General features: G+C 38.7%; 12 protein-coding genes. 1 reads left to right on the forward strand and 11 read right to left on the reverse strand.

Annotated elements, in window-relative coordinates:
* Positions 1 to 3: 3 nt before the first annotated feature.
* The 5 genes from J6O61_RS03015 to J6O61_RS03035 all read right to left on the reverse strand — a co-directional run bounded on the left by J6O61_RS03015 (position 4) and on the right by J6O61_RS03035 (position 8,490).
* Positions 4 to 381, reverse strand: coding sequence for a GntR family transcriptional regulator (locus J6O61_RS03015; protein ID WP_292209431.1), 378 nt, complete (start codon positions 379 to 381; stop codon positions 4 to 6).
* A 59-nt stretch (positions 382 to 440) separates the two neighbouring features.
* Positions 441 to 3,071, reverse strand: coding sequence for a translation factor GTPase family protein (locus tag J6O61_RS03020; RefSeq protein WP_292209433.1), 2,631 nt, complete (start codon positions 3,069 to 3,071; stop codon positions 441 to 443).
* A gap of 522 nt (positions 3,072 to 3,593) precedes the next feature.
* Entirely contained in the window at positions 3,594 to 4,580 is a 987-nt protein-coding gene (locus J6O61_RS03025) for an SH3 domain-containing protein (protein WP_292209436.1), read from the reverse strand.
* Between the two features lie 51 nt (positions 4,581 to 4,631).
* Positions 4,632 to 6,416: an ABC transporter ATP-binding protein gene (locus tag J6O61_RS03030; RefSeq protein WP_292209438.1), complete on the reverse strand. Its 1,785-nt coding sequence runs from the start codon at positions 6,414 to 6,416 to the stop codon at positions 4,632 to 4,634.
* 292 nt (positions 6,417 to 6,708) lie between these two features.
* A complete protein-coding gene (locus J6O61_RS03035) occupies positions 6,709 to 8,490 on the reverse strand; it encodes an ABC transporter ATP-binding protein (RefSeq protein WP_292209440.1) in 1,782 nt (593 codons plus the stop codon).
* Positions 8,491 to 8,711: 221 nt separating this feature from the next.
* On the opposite strand from J6O61_RS03035, the gene J6O61_RS03040 reads away from it, so the two are divergent.
* Positions 8,712 to 10,394, forward strand: coding sequence for a GGDEF domain-containing protein (locus J6O61_RS03040; protein WP_292209442.1), 1,683 nt, complete (start codon positions 8,712 to 8,714; stop codon positions 10,392 to 10,394).
* 280 nt (positions 10,395 to 10,674) lie between these two features.
* Here J6O61_RS03040 and J6O61_RS03045 read toward each other — a convergent pair whose 3' ends face one another.
* From J6O61_RS03045 to J6O61_RS03070, 6 genes are all read right to left on the reverse strand, one after another.
* On the reverse strand, positions 10,675 to 11,559 hold the full coding sequence (locus J6O61_RS03045; RefSeq protein ID WP_292209444.1) for a GH25 family lysozyme: 885 nt from the start codon (positions 11,557 to 11,559) through the stop codon (positions 10,675 to 10,677).
* Positions 11,552 to 11,992 carry a phage holin family protein gene (locus J6O61_RS03050; RefSeq protein ID WP_292209446.1) on the reverse strand — a complete coding sequence of 147 codons (441 nt, stop codon included), beginning with the start codon at positions 11,990 to 11,992 and terminating at the stop codon, positions 11,552 to 11,554. Before J6O61_RS03050 ends, J6O61_RS03045 begins: the two co-directional genes overlap by 8 nt.
* Before the next feature lie 136 nt (positions 11,993 to 12,128).
* Positions 12,129 to 12,269, reverse strand: a complete 141-nt coding sequence (locus tag J6O61_RS03055) for a hypothetical protein (protein WP_292209449.1) — start codon at positions 12,267 to 12,269, stop codon at positions 12,129 to 12,131.
* A gap of 13 nt (positions 12,270 to 12,282) precedes the next feature.
* Positions 12,283 to 12,690, reverse strand: a complete 408-nt coding sequence (locus tag J6O61_RS03060) for a hypothetical protein (protein WP_292209450.1) — start codon at positions 12,688 to 12,690, stop codon at positions 12,283 to 12,285.
* Between the two features lie 15 nt (positions 12,691 to 12,705).
* Positions 12,706 to 13,737: a hypothetical protein gene (locus J6O61_RS03065; protein ID WP_292209452.1), complete on the reverse strand. Its 1,032-nt coding sequence runs from the start codon at positions 13,735 to 13,737 to the stop codon at positions 12,706 to 12,708.
* A gap of 14 nt (positions 13,738 to 13,751) precedes the next feature.
* Positions 13,752 to 14,234, reverse strand: coding sequence for a hypothetical protein (locus J6O61_RS03070; protein WP_292209455.1), 483 nt, complete (start codon positions 14,232 to 14,234; stop codon positions 13,752 to 13,754).
* Positions 14,235 to 14,377: the final 143 nt, after the last annotated feature.

The raw sequence follows: 14,377 nt of genomic DNA on the forward strand, positions 1-14,377 counted from the left end.
TCATCAAGAATTTCTCTCGTAATTGTCATAAAGCTGATCTACAAGGTTGTGTATATCATCTCTTCCGAGCCCTTTGCAGATTGCCCTGGCAAGTACTACCGCAAGTTCCGACTTAGCTTCATTCAGTGCCTGCAATTTATCAATGTCTATGGCGATTATGGCTCCACGCCTTCTGTCTATCTTAACAAAGCCCTCCTGCTGAAGTATGGAATAAGCTTTATTAACTGTATGCATGTTGATGCCGATGGTCTCTGCCAGCTGCCTTACACTTGGAAGCTGCTCTCCCTCGCGGAACTGAGACGTAGCAATGCCCAGGATGATCTGGTTGCAAAGCTGCATATAGATTGCTTCATCACTATTAAAATCAATCTCTATGATCATAAACGCCTCCTAATCTGTGATACATTTAGTATAACACATGATACAGATTAATCAATTCCTCAATAAGGCTTGGTTGACTCTTTCATTTTCAACGCGATTTTTTCGGAAATCATCTCATTGGTTATTTTTATTTCCTCCCAAAAATCTCTGGCTGAAAGCCTTAAAGCACCGCTGCTTAATACGATTACCTGTTCGATAGCATCTGAAGTTGCAACAGTAACCTGATACTTTTTGCTGATTTCATGGGCAGCTTTTTCTATATATTGATCAGCAGTTTCAGCTTCTTTGGTATATACAACCAAAAGACCACTATAGTTATCTATATGCTCTTTTCCTCCGGGAACTTTATATGCGTCAAAGACAATAATCACCTGCTCGCTTCTAAATCCCTGAAAGTTCATAACAATATCGATCAGCTTATCACGTGCCGCTTTAAGATCGGTTCCGGCCAGTTCAGCCAGCTCATTTGACGCATATATGATATTGTAGCCATCTATCAAAAGGTATTTTTTATTGATTTCCTCTTTATGGGCTGGGGAACTGTTACTGTGCTTTTCCTTCTTGGCTTTTTCGAGATCGTAGTCTCTTGTATCTTCATCCGGGCTGTCTGCCTGATTTGCAGAGTCGTAGGTTACAGCTGTTTCTACGTATCTGGGGGTAATCTTCCCATAGGTTCTTTCAAAGATAGCCTTTAACTCCTCTTCGGAATCTTTGTATTTAACAAACTCTTTTTCTATAACTGCAGCGGTCCTCTTCTTTGGGAAAAGACCTGAATCTACATGCATTCGTTCCAATGCTTCATCCCATGGAACTATTATTCCGCTTCCATGAGAACAAAAGACAGATGATGATGGATTATCGGCATCAAGGTCAGGATCGTATCCCGTTTTTTCAATGATTTCCGCTGCATTATGGCAGGGTTCATAGCCTTTGAAGGTTGTAAAAATTTGTCCTTCTCCACGGGTGTATGAAGATAGCTCAGATGCATAGTCAAGAAAACATGCAGCAGGTACTGTTCCTGTGATTATCGCTTTTTCACCTGATATGTCAGGAAGAGATGTGGTTCCGTTCATACGCTGCATATCTGTCAGAGCTCTTCCCACCGCTCCCTGAGGAATCTCAAGTCTGTATTCCAGAACAGGTTCAAGAAGTACTGACTCGGCACACATAAGCCCCTGACGCACAGCTCTGTAGGTTGCCTGTCTGAAATCCCCGCCTTCCGTATGCTTTTCATGAGCCTTTCCTGTTACAAGAGTTATTTTTATGTCTGTGATTTCAGAACCGGTAAGAACTCCTAAATGCTTTTTTTCCTGTAAGTGCGTCAATATAAGCCTTTGCCAGTTAAGCGAGAGTTTATCTGTGCTGCATTTGTTTGCAAAAGTAACTCCGCTACCTTCCGGGCCCGGTTCCAAAAGCAAATGGACTTCAGCATAGTGGCGCAGCGGTTCAAAGTGTCCGACACCTTCCACTTTATTAGCAATGGTCTCTTTATAGACAATATGTCCCGGTCCAAATTCAATATCCGTCCCAAAGCGCTGCTTAACCATATGCTTTAGAACTTCTTTTTGAACTTCGCCCATTATCTTTACTTCTATAAGCCGGGCCTTTTCATTGAAGCTAAGCTGCAGAGTGGGATCTTCTTCCTCCAAAACTTTAAGTTCTTTGTAAAAGCCAATAGGATCTTTGTCTTCAGGCAGGATAACCGAGCATGACAGGATGGGCTGTATTAGGCCATTTTGCCGGGCATAAGAGTTATCACCTATATTTTCTCCCGGTAAAACCGAGGATAGTCCGGTGACAGCGCAGATTTGACCAGCTTTTGCACTTGTCAAAGCTGCGAATTTATCACCGGAATACAGGCGTATCTGGTCTATTTTCTCATCACCAAGCTGAGTTTTTGGAAGTAATTCTCCGCTTGTGACCTTGATATGTGTAAGTCTGTTTCCGTTTGCATCACGGCTTATCTTGAATACTTTAGCACCAAATGGAGCATTTTCATCAGCCTCAATATTAGGTGCAAAAGAAGTTATGACAGAAAGAAGCTTTTCTATTCCCTCCATTTTTAATGCACTTCCAAAGGTGCATGGAAAGCATTTTCTGCTCTTTATCAGTTCTTTCACCTGATCTTTGGATATTTCATTTCCTTCAAGAAAAATATTTAACAGTGTCTCGTCGCAGACTGCTATTTCTTCCTGAAGTTCAGGCGAATTGAAATCATCATCAAAATTGATACAATTTCCGCTTAATGTATCCTTTATTTCTTTTAACAGTGAATCTCTTTCTCCCCTGTACTGATCCATTTTGTTAACAAAAATAAATACAGGAACACGATAATAATCGAGAAGTTTCCACAATGTTTTGGTCTGCCCTGTTATGCCATCGGGAGCGCTTATCAGAAGCACCGCCGCATCCAAAACAGAGAGAGTTCTCTCCATTTCTGCAGAAAAATCAGCATGTCCCGGGGTATCAAGGAGAGTAAAGTTATATCCACCATATTCAAAGACCGCCTGCTTGGAAAAAATTGTGATACCTCTGTCTCTTTCAAGGTCGTAATTATCAAGGAAGGTGTCTCTGTGATCCACTCTTCCCATCTTGCGCAGAGCACCTGCCAAATATAATATTCCTTCTGATATAGTTGTTTTTCCCGCATCCACATGGGCAAGGATGCCAATAGTCATGTTCTCATTCATAACTATAATTATGCATTTCTAAACCCAAATTTCAAGAATATATACTTTCTTGCGAGAGCCAAAATAAAATCCATTTATGCCCATAGCTTTGTCCAGAGCTCGGGTAGTATTCGCAAAGAGACAGTAAATTCAAAATAATCCGCCTCATTTCCTTTCATGCTTATTCAAAACAGGAAATGAGGCTTTTATTTTTTATTAACAGTCTCTATTGCTCATACTAAATCGCTCTATCCAAAGCTATGGGCACAAATGGATTTTTCTATTTACTGCTAAGATTATACTATTTATAGCAGAACAGCAGATGTTGTGGAAGTTTAGAGATAGTTATGTGAATGATTTATTTTGAAATGCTGATAAATGGATATAAATAAGCCCACAAAAGACTTGTGCTCTGAATAAGCATGAAACATGGCTTTTGTGGGTGTTTTATGTCCAATTTATCACATTGAAAAATACCGGAGTGAACAGAACTATCTCTAAACTTCCACATCATCTGTGACCATTTACAAGAAAGTCATACTTTTATACATCGGTTGCCACTACTGACATATAGTAGGAGTAGAGGTTTTGATAAGTGCTCTTATCATAGTGCAATCCGTCAGCAGTATTAAAGCCTGTCTGTGTAAGATAAGAATAACTGTCAATCCATTTTATTCTCGGATCAAGTTCAGATTGAAGTCTTGAATTGAAATTCTCAATCTGCGCATTGGTAACAGTAGGATAACTTCCGACCGGTGTAACTGATGAATAATAAACTGTTATGCCTGCTGCATCCCAAACATCAATGTAACTGTTAATGAGACTAATGTACTTGGAAGCATTGGCAAGATCGTTAACACCAAAGTTAATGATCATGGTCGTTCCATTTCCGGCGTACTCCTGAATTTCAGTAAGGGCTGTATTTTTGAACCAGCTGTATCCCTCTCCGACTTTGGCTACATATGCCTTGTCAGAATCTCCAACAGCCATTTCAAGCTGAACAGTTCTGGAATCACCAACAAAGAGATACGGCACACTCGGAATTTCTGATGTAACGTAATCACCACTAATAAAGCCTACTGAATCTCCATAAGAAATTTCGTACCAATTATTGTCAGTAACACCCAATACAGAAAGTTCACTTCCCCAGGCAATCCTGCCAAGCTTGGCAAAATCCGTTCCTGCTCCGCTTCTCACATTTACTGTGTCACTTGCATACATAACAAGTGGACTGTCATACAAAGTAACTACTGCCCCGCAGGTTTCTTCACTACTTTCTCCTGTTGCTTCCAAGGTCTCATCCACGGCAATTAATTCTGTTACAGCTTCCTGTGACAAATTCTCTTCTCCAAGAGCTTCATCCAACTGTACGTTTAAAACCTCTCCTTCAACAACGCTTTCATTAATCTGAGCAGCTTCAACGGTCGCTATATGCTTATCAGCCATAAGACCTGCAAAAACAACTACTGAAAAAGCGGCGGCAAAAGAACCTAATATTATTTGATTTTTAGTTTTTTTCTTTTTTAGCATGAAACAAATTTTACAATAGTCGTAATAACTTGTCAAATTTCAGTCACCTTTTCACACAGCTTCTATACCATCCATCTGTGCAGTAAACAAATGATAGTACGCACCTTTCCTTGCCATAAGCTCATCATGGCTTCCACACTCGGAAATTCCTCCGTTGTCTATATACATTATTTTATCACATTTTGTAATGGTGGAAAGTCTATGTGCAATTATAAAACTTGTCCTGCCTTCAAGCATGGTATCAAGGCCCTTTTGAAGAGCTTTTTCCGTCTGAACATCAATACTGGAAGTTGCTTCGTCCAAAACCAGAATTGCAGGGTCTGACAAAAGAGTTCTTGCAAAGGATAAAAGCTGCTTTTGTCCCTGCGAAAGAAGGGCTCCTCTCTCTTTAACTTCAGTATTATAGCCTTTTGGCATTACTTTTATAAAATCGTGCGCACATACTGCTTTGCTGGCACGTCTAATCTCTGTTTCGGTTGCATCAAGCTTACCATAGCGGATATTGTCTCCAATAGTCCCGGAGAAAATAAAGCTATCCTGCAACATTATTCCCATCTGTGAGCGAAGTGAGTTAAGTGTAACCTTTGAAATATCCTGACCATCTATAAGAATTCTTCCACTGTCTACGTTATAAAACCTTGAAATAAGGCTTACAATCGTACTCTTTCCGGCGCCGGTTGGTCCAACCAAAGCAATACTCTCTCCGGGCTTTACAGTAAAAGATACATCATGAAGTATTTCTTTTCCCTTCTCATAGGAGAAAGATACATGGTCAAACGTCACTTCCCCTACCATTTTCTTCATAGGCACTGCATCAGGAGCATCATCTACGGTAACCGGTTCATCCATAGTTTCAAATATTCTCTCAAGATACGCCATATTGTTTATAAAGTTGTTAAAAATATTTCCAAGGTTCATGATAGGCTGCCAAAATCTTGATGCATAACTTGATATGGCAACAATAACACCCAGTGACTCATTGCCCTTCGAAAAAACAACAAGAGCAAACATAAATATTGCAGCTCGAACAAGTACCGAAATAGTATCAATTCCGGGCCAAACCATTGTCGAATAGCTTACTGCCTTCATCCAGGCTTTTTTGCAGTTGGAAGAAAGAACTTTGAATATCTCGGCATTCTCATCTTCTCTTGCAAAAATCTGTGTTATTCTGGCGCCTACAATATTTTCCTGCAAATAAGCATTCAGATTGGAGTTTTTGTTGGATACAGCCTGCCAAGCCTTTCTCTGCTTATTCTTTATCCAGAACATAAATATCATAAGAAACGGTACGCCTGCCAGAACCACAAGACTTAACTTAACATCAACAGCAAACATAAATATAACGATAAAAACAAGGTTTAGTATTTCCAAAACTACGTTTATAAGGCCGTTACTTAACATATCCGAAACAGAGTTTACATAGTTAACAACTCTTACCAGAATCTTACCGTGGGGTCTGTCATCATAATACTGAAATGGCAGTTTCTGAAGATGTTCAAACAGATCACTCCTTATCTGATAAATGATATTCTGACTCACATTTACCATTATTCTTGAACGGATTGTGGTAAAAATAACGCTGCAAACATAAAAGATGGAAGCTGCTATAACAAGTCTGTACAGCATCCTCTCATCTCCGCTTGGAATAGCAACATCCAGCGCTCTTTGAACTATCATCGGGCTTACTAGCGCTGCCGCACCACCAATAGCAGAAAACAACAGCGCCAGTCCCATTTTTCCCGCATGTTTTTTTATATATCCGGAAGCCCTTAAAAGATGCTTTATATCAAAGGGCTCTTCTAATATTTCATCCTCTTTATATGTATTTCGTCTCACGTCCATTCCTCCTCTAATAACGCAAGTTTATTATCTGACTAAGTCCGATCGGATGCGGATACCGTAACCGACCAAAACACGGTCGTTAACGGTAACCAGCTCCAAATTATAGTCGTGGTATTACCTGTACTTTGAAAATTCATAGTGCCTAAGGCGTTTTGTAAGTGCATATATGTTTTTGCTGCCTTGAAAAACGTCAGCACTTAGCTTACGTTTTTTGTAAGCTTAGTACTGCTACGTTTTTCACGGAATGAAAATGTCAGCTAAAACAGATATGTGCGCATCAAAACGTTTAGCCAGCCTGCAGCTTCACAAGTTCTGCATAATATCCGCCAAGTCTGATAAGTTCCTCATGCGTGCCTCGCTCTGTTATCTCCCCATGCTGCATGATAAGAATCTGGTCTGCATCCTTTGTGGTGGATATTCGCTGGGCAATTATGATCTTTGTACATTCAAAATCAAGATTTTTAAGGCTTTCCTGAATTTCTTTTTCTGTCTCAAGATCTACTGCAGAAGTTGTATCATCAAGTATCAGAATTGAAGGTCTTACTGCCAGTGCCCTTGCAAGAGATATCCTCTGCTTCTGTCCGCCGGAAAGACCAACACCTCTTTCACCTACTATTGTTTCATAGCCTTCAGGCATCTTGGCAATAAAGTCAGAGGCTGCAGAATATTTGGCAAATCTCACAACCTGCTCCCTGCTTATTTCACTGTCTCCATAAGCAATATTGCCATCGATAGTGTCTGAATAAAGAAGAACATCCTGTGTTGCCAGACCGATATTTTTCCTTAGCTGGTGCAGTTTTAACTTGTTGACATTAACGCCATCAATAAGGATTTCCCCACTTGACGGCTCATAAAACCTTGGAATCAGATGTATAAGAGATGTTTTTCCGCATCCTGTCTCGCCCATAATGGCAATCGTCTGACCTTTTTTGGCGGTAAAAGAAATATGCTCAAGTACAGGCAGATCATTGTCTGCATAGTGAAAAGAAACATCTTTGAATTCAATGTTTCCTTCAAATCTTTCAGGCTTATCGACCGCATCTTTGGCGTCCACAATCTCAGCTTCTGAGTAATAGATTTCCATTACCTTGGCAGATGCCGCAGAAAATCTCTGGAACTCATTCATAACATTTCCAAGTTGTCTCATCGGGTTTGCGATTGCCCATATAAGACCTGAAAATGCCACGTATTCCCCCATGGTAATATCACCATGAATAAGGAAAAGGCCTCCCACCAAAAGAAGGATTACAGCAAGGGCATTGGCAAGTGTTTCCACAAACGGATAGAACCTAAGCCATATCATAGCTGTCTTTTTATTGGTATCCCTGTAATCCATGTTACATTCGTCGAACTTTTCTATTTCATACTCTTCTCTTGCAAAAGCTTTAACCACTCTGTTTCCGGCGATATTTTCCTGTGCAACAGTATTCATATATGCCAGTTTTTCACGAAGAAGCGCATGCATCGGCGCAACCAGCAGTTTAAACACGTAAATAATAAAGAAAATCAGCGGCGCTACAATCAAAAGACTAAAAGCCAATCTCCAGTCCATATAAATGAAATATACGGCTGTAGCTGTAACCAGAGAAAATGCCTCAACCACCATTCTGATTACCCAGGCAACCATATGTCTTACCGCATCAAGGTCACCTGTAACTCTTGTCATCAGATCACCTGTGCGGTATGTATTGTAAAACTTCATGTCCTGTCTCTGGATTTTGTCATAAAGAAAATTTCTGACCTTGAACAAAACCACCTGAGATACATATTCATATCCCATGCAGTCAAAATACACTATGATACATCGAAGAACCGTGAGACCTATCATCAAAATAAGAAGTCGTATAAACTCATCCGGATGTCCCGTGAGATTCTCTTTTGCATTTGGTCCCGATAAGAATCTGTCCACAATTTGGGCAGAAAAAAATGGCACAGTCAGCTGCAACATATTGTAAACAACTGTGCCAATCACTGCCAAAGCATATAATGCTCTGTACCCTTCCATATTATCCCATAACCACTGAAGTCTCGTTCTGGGATACTTCCACTTCGAGTTTCGCTTTTTCATAATATCCACCCCATTTTATTTCGAAATAATGCAAAAATAGTTTCTGCTAATTTTGATTTTATTCCACCTATATTTCTAATTCAATCTAAAATAATCTGTTTTCTTATCATTTTTTGCTATATTTTTATTCTTTTATCTCTTTCTTAATCAAATTATTAGATTTAACGCAATATAGTGCATGATATAATTAAAAATAGAGAATTCAAAGGAGAATAATGCCTATGGATACGCGTTTCAGAAGACGAATTATAGCATTTACATATATTCTGATAATTCTTCTGTTCATTGGGCTGGGATTCTGTTATTCCAATGAATCCAACGACTATTTCAGAGAGAACTCCGTAACACTGAATGATTATTGGAAAATCGACGGTAAATATATATCGTTTCCTTTCAGCTCAGATGATACCTTTACCATAAATAACACTCTTCCAACCGTTTTCGGCGACCAGCTTCTTGTTATCAGGTGCTATTACAAAAAATACTCTGTGTCAATTGACGGCATCGAAGTTCTGGAATCCAGAAACAACGTTTTATTCGGACACAACACCGATGCAGGCAAAAAAGAAATCTGGATTCCTCTCGAAGTTGATTATACAGACAAAAAAATAGAGGTTACCATCACTCCTCAGAAATCTCTTTATGGTTGTGAACTGACAGAGGCCTTTGTAACTACAAGGTCAGCCTATTGTATTTCACAACTAAAAAATAATATTCCCTCCGTTGTTCTTTTTATCCTGTTTACCGTAACAGGTGTGCTTGAAATGATTGTTTCTGCGATTTTCATCCTAAGAAGAGCAAACCTTATCAGAAAGCTTACTTTTGAAGCTCTTTTCTATGCGGGTGCATTTTCTGTAATTTCAGGGCAGTGGATAATAAACGAAACCAGAATCCCATTCATAGCATTCGGATACATGACGGGCTTCTCAATTCTTAATATAATTTCTTTTCTTCTGATGCCTTTAATGTTCTTTGAAATTGCCAGATGTATTTTCTTAAGAGTTGGGAAATCAGATATGATAATTGACGGTTTTATTGCCATAACAATTGTCATATCCTGCCTCCTTGCATCTCTTGATATATTCGAGTGGGGATGGCTTGTGTATATAGCGCACTTTTTAGATGTACTTGTAATGATAATGGTTGGCTACTACTCCTACAACAGTATAAGAGAAGAAAAAAGGCTTTCAAACAGAACCGGAATTGCAGTAGCAAATGGGGTATTTATCATACTTGCAGGCTACTCTCTTATTAAATACATAGACAATGTTGATTACAATTACATTTTCGTGATCATAATCGACCTGATGCTCTATATTATGGTTCAGATAGGTCTTATATACAGGAGAATAGGACTAAGTGTAAGAGAAGAAAAAGAATTTGCTCAGACCAAGATATTTGCATACACCGATCAATTAACAGGTCTTGGCAACAGAAGGCATTTCTACGCACTTATAGATGATTATGAAAAGAATCGCCTTCCCCATGATCTTACTTACATAGCAATCGACGTCAACAGATTAAAATACTACAACGATACCTTAGGGCATGATGCCGGAGATGAACTTTTAACAGGTACTGCAACTTGCCTTAAGCTTGCCTTTTCATCCTCATCTACCAGCAATATAGGCCGACTTGGCGGTGATGAATTTGCAGTTCTCATAATTGCAAGTAAAAATGAATTGGAAAAGAGGATCAAATACTTTAAAACTCAGCTTGAACACTGGCGCGGAAATTATGTCGATGGAATAAGTGTAGCTATTGGCTATGCTACCGTAAGAGACAATCCCCATTGTTCAATCGAAGATCTGTCCAAAATAGCCGACAACAACATGTATGAGGATAAAAAAGAATATTATGAAAGAACAGGCTATGACAGGCGCGGTCAGGATGATAATACATGACTTCATGAACTAAATTTCAGAAATCCGCATAAACTGCGGATTTCGTGAGAATATGAATAAAGAGTCAACCAAGCCTCATCAACGAAGTTGATTTAAAATGGCTTGGTTGATGCATTCTTAAATTTTCAATTTAAGAATGCATAGAAAAAAGCCCATCGGAACAAACCGATGGGCTTTCTAAATAATGTAAGCTGCTGACGGGAATCGAACATGTTACAAAAATGCTTCAAGCCCAATAAATACCGACTATGCTTTATTTCGTGTCAACTTTCGTGTCAACTCACAGAGCCTTCTGTAGAGCTTCCAAAGTGTATTTCCCTACAATTCCATCGACTGACAACTTGCCATCTTGAGTCTTCTGGTATAAGCATACTGCTGAATATGTCTTTTGACCGAATACTCCATCCAGCTTTCCGATATTATATCCAAGCTTTATCAACTCATATTGCAGCCATTTGACATCATCTCCGGTGCAAGTCCTTTTCAATGTCCTTGTTGGCTCTGGATATGGATTTCCGTTGATAACCTTCGAAGCGTTCGCTGTCAGATTAATGATGCCATCAAAATCAACATCCAAATCACACCTTGTCTTAACTCCGGTCACGAAGCCTTGTGATGAATACTGCCATGCAACTCCATATTTTGAAGGCTTCAATGAAGATGTGGGATTATATTTTCCGGTGTCATTGGACGGATATCTTGCAATCCAAAAGTCGAAGTCTCTCTTTAGATCATTATGGATAAGTCTGGAATACCAATCTTTATTGCAATATATTCCGACATAATATCCGGCTGCTCTGAATATATCAGCATAAATATATGCAATATCCCTGATATATGCTTTTCCTTTAGCCTCGACTGTCTTATCCTCAAGGTCAAGCCATATTCCATATTCAAGAGTTCTTCCAGCAAGATGATTCAGAAGAGACTTTGCGTCTGCTTCAGGATCAGCCATTGAAGCTCTTGCTATATAAATATATACTCCCCTTGATAATCCGTTTTCTCCAGCTCCCTGATAATTTCTTTCAAAGTATTCATCTTTTCTGTGAGACTGCGCTTCGTACTGACATTTTAAGATTGCAAATTTCTTGTTGTCTTTTGAAACTTCATGCCAATCAATCTCGCCCTGATAGTGACTGACATCAATTCCCAATACTTCACTCATATATGTTATCCTCATTAAATTCTGTTTTTTTCTTAAGTATGTCAATCGCTTTCGTGATAATTGCCGGAAGAGGTATTCCCATCAATCCAGCATTCTCAACAATACTTATCAATTCATTTGTGCAAAAGCCAATAACCACCATATCTCTTATATAGGTAGTGTTCAAAAGTAAATCAAGTCTATATGCAATCAATACTACAATCAGGATCATGCCTTTCCGACATAGGCCTTTGAATCCGGCTCTTGATTCAAGAGCTCCATTCTCTGACTTCTTTGACTTTTTGAATACTCCAGCAACAATGATGCCTGATATATAGTCCACTGCCACGAATATCATTAAAGTTGTCATTCCAGCTGTCCATCCTCCGAATAATGTAGTAAAGAATGCTGCTATGATTCCAACAATGCTTGATAATATGTCTATGTTTTTCATCTTTTTCCTCCAATAAAATAGACAGCTACCATATTGCAGATAGCTGTCTTTTCCCTATAAATTATTCATTTTTTAGTTTAGAAATTGTAACCTTTTGCGAACTAATTAATCATGTTCATATATCACTTTCATTCGATTACTCGTTATTAACATATTCATCAAGCCATTTCTGTGTTTTGGCTTTCCAAAGTTTTGGCACATCAGCCATTGCCCATGCTTTACTGGTCTTTGGGTTAATTACCTCATTAATAATTTTTTTTCCGTACCATTCGCCCATTTTTTAAGCCTCCTTATCCTACTACTTCCGATATTGCATCAGCCAAATCGGATATTGCACTATCCTGTGTATCATTTACCTCAGAAACTGCATTAACTGTTTCGCCAAGATCGGCAATTGCTGTTTCTTGTGTCTGCACTTGTGATATAAGAGCATCAATCTGTGATTGAAGATTAGTATTTTCTAATTCAATAGATACATTCTCCATTATTGTTATAGCTATTCTCTTGTTAAAGCCTGTATATACCCCTACTATTTCCTCATCATCATTATATACTGTAATCTCTGTAGGATTTACAGTATCTTCAATGATAGAATCAAAAGTATTATCTCCTTTTTCTATTGTTGCCTGAAATCTTGATGGTAATACATTTGGCATATCAATAAGATTATAAATAGTTTCATGGAATTTAATTTTCATTTATTTGCCTCCTTTTTATAGATAACAAGTGAATTGAATATATACTTGTCTATTTGTACTACTGGGTGCTAACACTACTTGAAGTGCATATAGATTAAGAGCAGTTCCCGATTTTCCTTGTGCACTATCTAACGCTAAATTTGCTATATTTGACCCATCTATATTTCGTATGTGAACTATATCACCTGATACGTATGAACCTGCTTGATATGTGACGTTGTTAATTACTACCTGTCCACAAGTCCTTGGTAATAATACTAAACACCATGAACCAGCGGAAGGTGCCATCAGTGTAACATCTTTAGTTGCATTAGCCTGTTTATTTGCTGTTATTCCTAACTGATAAACGGTGCTTGTATTCACATATCTATAAGTATTAGTGGCACCCATATCAAGAGCAGTACCATTACTTGATGGTGTATAAGTACCACTATTAGTATTAGCAACAGAATTAGTATTTACATATCTGTAGTTACTTGTTGCTCCCATATCTATTGCGGTGCTTCTTGTTGCTCCTGCGTCGTAAGTGCCTGCTGGTACTAGAGCGTTTACTGTAACTTTACTTAAATACTTTCCACTATCGGGCGTTACTGTCTGCGCACTTCTTGAAGATGTTACTGTCTTTTCCTGTGTAGAAATAGCTGAAATGCTAACACTGGATAATAATTTTCCACTATCAGGACTTATTGTTTGTGCTGATGTACTCGGTGAAGCAGATTTACTCTGTGAAGGGGTAGGATTTATAGTTAATTTACTAAGATATTTACCACTATCGGGTGTAACAGTAGAAGCAGATGTTCCAGCGGTTACTGTTTTTGTTTGAGCTGCAAAAGTTCCAATAAGTTCAACTCCATTTGCACTTGTAAAAGTTACGCCACTCTTTACATCTCCAGTAGTAGCATTTCCTTTCTTAGTATCTGTTACTCCCTTAGTATATACATCATCAATAGCTGATATAGCCTGTGTGGGAGTATATGTAGAAGTAGTTCCTAGCTTATTTCTTATTTTATTTGCCAAACTTGTGAATAAATCGGTTAACGCTGACATTTATAATCCTCCCCTTAATATGATGCCGCTATTGCTTGTGTTATCATGGCATCTATATAACTATATACTCCACCACTTGTCACAAACTTTGTACTTCCATTTGTTGGTGTGGTGTCAAAATCCATGATAGCATTTGCTACTTCAATATTAGTATTCACCACAAGTTCGTCACCCACGGAAATTGCTGTCTTAGCCTTATACAAAATATCATTGAGTATCAATCTTTCGCCTATTGCATAATCCCTTTCGCTTGCTCCAATATCATGCTCAATTGGAGCAATTAAGCTCTCTGCGGCACTTTCCGGTTGGCTTACAAAGATAGTCCAATTAAGGCCTTCGTGTGGCTCTATGCCACTTGTATCGTCAATAAGGCACCTCCAGACTCCACCACTATAATGCACCAAATCATTCTTGACATAAGTAGCATTTGAAGCATAATCGCCCCTATCGGTAAAACCAATCATACCGATTTCAGAATATCCGCTTGGTACGTTCATTCTTATCCTCCTAGTATAGTAATGATGTAGTCATTAAGGACTACAGTTAATAGTTTCTATTTCCAAATCTAAGTAATGATTGAAGGGAGGATTCCCCTCTCACCAGATATCATCAAGGAGCTTTACTAACAGTTATACATGTC

Origin of the sequence: Butyrivibrio sp. (assembly GCF_017635265.1) — a bacterium.
Lineage (GTDB): Bacteria > Bacillota > Clostridia > Lachnospirales > Lachnospiraceae > Butyrivibrio.

Excerpts from the sequence above, each read along its gene's own strand:
- J6O61_RS03015 (WP_292209431.1), bottom strand. The coding sequence starts at position 381 with ATGATCATAGAGATTGATTTTAATAGTGATGAAGCAATCTATATGCAG.
- J6O61_RS03020 (WP_292209433.1), bottom strand. The coding sequence starts at position 3,071 with ATGAATGAGAACATGACTATTGGCATCCTTGCCCATGTGGATGCGGGA.
- J6O61_RS03025 (WP_292209436.1), bottom strand. The coding sequence starts at position 4,580 with ATGCTAAAAAAGAAAAAAACTAAAAATCAAATAATATTAGGTTCTTTT.
- J6O61_RS03035 (WP_292209440.1), bottom strand. The coding sequence starts at position 8,490 with ATGAAAAAGCGAAACTCGAAGTGGAAGTATCCCAGAACGAGACTTCAG.
- J6O61_RS03040 (WP_292209442.1), top strand. The coding sequence starts at position 8,712 with ATGGATACGCGTTTCAGAAGACGAATTATAGCATTTACATATATTCTG.
- J6O61_RS03045 (WP_292209444.1), bottom strand. The coding sequence starts at position 11,559 with ATGAGTGAAGTATTGGGAATTGATGTCAGTCACTATCAGGGCGAGATT.
- J6O61_RS03050 (WP_292209446.1), bottom strand. The coding sequence starts at position 11,992 with ATGAAAAACATAGACATATTATCAAGCATTGTTGGAATCATAGCAGCA.
- J6O61_RS03055 (WP_292209449.1), bottom strand. The coding sequence starts at position 12,269 with ATGGGCGAATGGTACGGAAAAAAAATTATTAATGAGGTAATTAACCCA.
- J6O61_RS03060 (WP_292209450.1), bottom strand. The coding sequence starts at position 12,690 with ATGAAAATTAAATTCCATGAAACTATTTATAATCTTATTGATATGCCA.
- J6O61_RS03065 (WP_292209452.1), bottom strand. The coding sequence starts at position 13,737 with ATGTCAGCGTTAACCGATTTATTCACAAGTTTGGCAAATAAAATAAGA.
- J6O61_RS03070 (WP_292209455.1), bottom strand. The coding sequence starts at position 14,234 with ATGAACGTACCAAGCGGATATTCTGAAATCGGTATGATTGGTTTTACC.